6 protein-coding genes are annotated in these 3893 nt (G+C 72.4%); 3 read left to right on the top strand and 3 right to left on the bottom strand.

The window, feature by feature from the left end:
• Positions 1-13 precede the first annotated feature (13 nt).
• The 3 genes from ACFUEL_RS36650 to ACFUEL_RS36640 all read left to right on the top strand — a co-directional run bounded on the left by ACFUEL_RS36650 (position 14) and on the right by ACFUEL_RS36640 (position 1781).
• Complete coding sequence (locus ACFUEL_RS36650) at positions 14-754, top strand: FadR/GntR family transcriptional regulator (protein WP_380242055.1); 741 nt, start codon at positions 14-16, stop codon at positions 752-754.
• An 86-nt stretch (positions 755-840) separates the two neighbouring features.
• Positions 841-1419, top strand: coding sequence for an NADPH-dependent FMN reductase (locus tag ACFUEL_RS36645; protein ID WP_380242053.1), 579 nt, complete (start codon positions 841-843; stop codon positions 1417-1419).
• Positions 1416-1781, top strand: a complete 366-nt coding sequence (locus tag ACFUEL_RS36640) for a winged helix-turn-helix transcriptional regulator (protein WP_380242051.1) — start codon at positions 1416-1418, stop codon at positions 1779-1781. Before ACFUEL_RS36645 ends, ACFUEL_RS36640 begins: the two co-directional genes overlap by 4 nt.
• A gap of 87 nt (positions 1782-1868) precedes the next feature.
• Here ACFUEL_RS36640 and ACFUEL_RS36635 read toward each other — a convergent pair whose 3' ends face one another.
• The 3 genes from ACFUEL_RS36635 to ACFUEL_RS36625 form a co-directional block, all read right to left on the bottom strand.
• A complete protein-coding gene (locus ACFUEL_RS36635; RefSeq protein ID WP_380242050.1) occupies positions 1869-2336 on the bottom strand; it encodes a hypothetical protein in 468 nt (155 codons plus the stop codon).
• Positions 2337-2417: 81 nt separating this feature from the next.
• Positions 2418-2990: a VOC family protein gene (locus ACFUEL_RS36630; protein WP_380242048.1), complete on the bottom strand. Its 573-nt coding sequence runs from the start codon at positions 2988-2990 to the stop codon at positions 2418-2420.
• Positions 2991-3074: 84 nt separating this feature from the next.
• The coding region (locus ACFUEL_RS36625; RefSeq protein WP_380242046.1) for a fumarylacetoacetate hydrolase family protein at positions 3075-3893 on the bottom strand (819 nt) is incomplete at its 5' end.

The following is a 3893-nucleotide window of genomic DNA, read 5'->3' as shown; positions in this document are numbered from 1 at the left end:
GAGCGGTGCCGCCCTGCCGCCCGCCGGTGCCGCCCGGGCGGGGCAGGGCTTCGACGTCGGCGGACGCGGGGCGGCCTCCGGCCGGGCCGAGGGAGCCGCGCAGCGGGTCACCGAACTGGTCGGGAGCCTGCCGCCCGGCTCCCGCCTGGGCACCAAGGAGGAGATGCGCACGCTGTGCGAGGTCTCGGTCGGCACGTTCAACGAGGCGCTGCGACTGCTGCAGTCCCGCGGCCTGGTCACCGTCAAGCCCGGCCCCGGCGGCGGCCTCTTCAGTGCCGAGCAGTCCCCGATGGTCCGCCTCGGCAACTCCGTCCTGGCCCTGGACGCCCAGCAGAACGACGTCGCCGACGCCGTGCGCATCCGCGACGCCCTCGACCCGCTGCTCATCGAGGACGCCCTCTGGCACGCCTCGCCGGCCGACATCGCCTCGCTGTACGACCACATCGCCGCCATGGAACGCGCCGTCGGCGACGCCGACCCGGTGGCCTTCGTCCACGCCAACTGGCGCCTGCACGCCGCCATCGCCGCGATCAGTCCGAACGTGCTGCTCGGCTCGCTCTACACCAGCCTCCTCGACCTCATCGAGGGGCACACGCTGTCGGTCCTGCCCGACGGCGAGCGGCCGCTGGCCGAGTACATCGCCCAGCGCCACGCACTGCACCGCTCCCTCGTCGACGCCCTCGACCGCCGCGACCGCGATGAAGCGCTCCGGCTGATCCGCGAGCACAACACGAGCCCCACCGAAACGCACTGACCCGCCGCTGAACTCAGTTTTGCTTATCCACTCAGTTTTCCTTAGTCTCGACCCTGCGATCAGACGTACGAGAAAGAGGTCCATCCATGAGCAAGCTGGAGATCATCGTGGCGAGCACGCGGCCCGGACGCGTGGGCCCGAGCGTCGCCCGCTGGATCGACTCGGAAGCCGTGGCGCACGCAGGCTTCACGGAGGTCGAGACGGTGGACCTCGCCGAGGTGGACCTGCCCTTCATGAACGAGCCCCACCACCCCCGACTGGGCCGCTACGTCCACCAGCACACCCGCGACTGGAGCGCCAAGGTCGCCGAGGCGGACGCCTTCGTGTTCGTCATGCCGGAGTACAACTACGGCTACAACGCCGAACTGAAGAACGCGATCGACTACCTCCACAACGAGTGGCAGTACAAGCCGGTCGGCATGGTCAGCTACGGAGGCGTCTCGGCGGGAACCCGCGCGGCGCAGATGATCAAGCAGGTGGTCACCACCCTGAAGATGACGCCCGTCTTCGAGGCCGTCTCCATTCCCTTCGTCCAGCAGTTCCTCGACGACGACCGGCGCCTGGTGCCCAACGAGATCATGAGCAGCTCCGCCAAGGCGATGCTCGACGAACTGGCGCGGGTCACCGACGCGCTGCGCCCGCTGCGCGCGCCCGTCGCACCGTGAGCGCCGAGCGAACGCCGGGGGGTGCGGAGGTCCATCCGGTCTGCGTCCGCTTCCACGCGGCGATCGAGATGATCGGCACCCGCTGGACCGGTGCCGTCCTGCGCGCGCTGTTCACCGGCCAGCACCGCTACGCGCAGATCAAGGCCGCCATCCCGGGGATCAGCGACACCATGCTGGCCCAGCGCCTGCGCGAGTTGCAGGACAGCGGCCTGATCGAGCGCCACGTCCTGCCGGAGACGCCGGTCCAGGTGGAGTACCGCCTCACCGACAAGGGGCGCGACCTGGAACCGGTCCTCGCCGCGATCATCACGTGGTCGCACACCTGGATCCCGCTGCCCGGGGGCGCCGGGAGCACGTCCTGAGCGATGCTTCCGGCACGGTCCGTCGAGCGGTTCCCGTCCGCCGGCCCGGCCGACACGGCGGCCCGGCCGGGCCGGTGGGCGGAGAGGTCAGGCCGGGCGCGTGGGTGCGGCCGTTCCGGCGAGGCGTTCGTAGGCGCGGCGGACCTCCGGCACCAGCCGGGCGGCGGACTCCGGGTCGGCGCGCTCGGCGACGAGCCGCAGGATGTTCCCGCTGCGCCGGTCCGCGGGGACGTCCTCGCCGCGGGGGGTGACGAGGACGTGGAAGTGCGGGTGGTTCTCGCCGAAGACCATGAGGTACGTCGCGGGTGCGCCGGTCACCTCGGTCACCGCCGCGACCAGGTCGCGGGCGCGCCGGCCGAACGCGGCCAGCTCGGCCTCGTCGAGTCCGGTGATGCGCTCGGCGTGCCGCCGGACGCGCAGGACGAACCAGCCGGGGACGTCGTAGCCGGGCACCCGCTCTCCCGACCACAGGGGGTCGCGGAAGACGACGGCGCGGTCCTCGTTCTGTTCCAGGCCGCACATGGAGCAGTCGGCCTGGTGGTGGGACGGGTTCAAGGGGCTCCTTCTGCGGAGGTCGTGCGTGCGGTCCGGTCGGGCGGCGGCGCGACAGCGGTGCGCCGCCACCCGGCCGCGGGGTCAGACGGCCCCGGTCAGGACCAGCATCGGATCGGGCATGGGGGTGCGCAGGGCCCAGGACCGGCCGATCAGGTCCTCGACGTCGGCCCCGGCCCGGCGCGCGGCGAGCATCGCCTCGGGGTCGAAGGCGGGACCGACCGCGTCGGCGCTGTACTCGGGCCCCCGCATGTAGTCGGTGGCGTCGTCCGGTTCGGCGAAGTTGTCGATCTGCATCTCGACGAAGCCGCCGTCCGGGTCCCGGTAGTACAGGGAGGTGGTGACGCCGTGGGCGATGCACACCGCCGGGGTGACGCCCTTGTCGCGCAGCAGCTCGTAGCGGGCGAGGAGGTCGTCGAGGTGGGCGAAGGTGTACGCGACGTGGTGGGCCGCGGCCGTCGTCGGCTTCCGGCGCTCCGTGGGTACCGGCGGCGTGAGCAGGGCGACGCGGTGGTGCTCCTCGTCGTAGGTGATGAAGCACAGGCTGTCGTTCTGGAAGACGACGTGCCCGTCGAGAACGGCGCAGTACCAGTCCCGCATGGCGGCGGGGTTGCCGGTCTGGAAGACGACGTGGGCGAACTTCGGGGTGGCGGTCATCCGATCCTCCTCGATCGAATCTGTGGGCGGCCGTGCGGAACGGTTGCCACCGGCCGTCGGTCGGGCCGGTGGCCGGGCGGGGCGTCAGGTCCGGGCGACGAAGGTCTGGCGCAGTTCGCCGATGCCCTCGATGGTGCTGACGAGTTCGTCGCCGGGGGCGAGCCAGCGCTGCGGGTCGCGGCCGAGGCCGACGCCGGCGGGGGTGCCGGTGAAGACGACGTCGCCGGGCAGCAGCGGGATCACCGCGGACAGCCGGGAGATCAGCTCGGGCACCGAGAAGATCAGGTCGCCGGTGCGGCCCTTCTGGACCTCCTCGCCGTTCACGGTGCAGCGCAGCCCGAGGTCGTCGGGGTTCTCGAACTCGTCCGGGGAGACCAGCCACGGGCCGATGGGGGCGAAGCCCGGGAAGGACTTGCCGAGGCTGAACTGGGGGGAGGGGCCCTCCAGTTGGGTGATGCGCTCGGAGATGTCCTGGCCCACGGTCAGCCCGGCGACGTGCTCCCAGGCGGTCTCGGCGGGGACGCGGTGGGCGCGGGTGCCGATGACGGCGACGAGTTCGATCTCCCAGTCGGTGTGGCCGTCCGGCGGCAGGACGACCTCGGTGACCGGCCCGGTGATGCTGGTGGCGAACTTGGTGAAGACCGGCGGCATCGTCTCGGGCAGGGCGAAGCCGGACTCGGCGGCGTGGTCGCGGTAGTTCAGGCCGGCGGCGACGACCTGCCGCGGGGCGGGCGCGGGGGCGCCGAGCAGGGCGGGGTCGAACGCGTCGCCCTCGGGCAGCCGGGCCTGCGCCGCCCACCGGCGGAACTCCTCCCACCGCTCGTAGACGGCCTGCGGGTCGGAGGCGAAGCCGCCGCCGCTGGCCCGCTCGACGTCGACGGCAAGGCCGTCGACGACGAGGAC

Origin of the sequence: Kitasatospora sp. NPDC057198 (genome assembly GCF_042670125.1) — a bacterium.
Lineage (GTDB): Bacteria > Actinomycetota > Actinomycetes > Streptomycetales > Streptomycetaceae > Kitasatospora.
The sequence above is the reverse complement of the archived record's forward strand: the minus strand, read 5'-3'. Positions and strand labels throughout refer to the sequence as shown.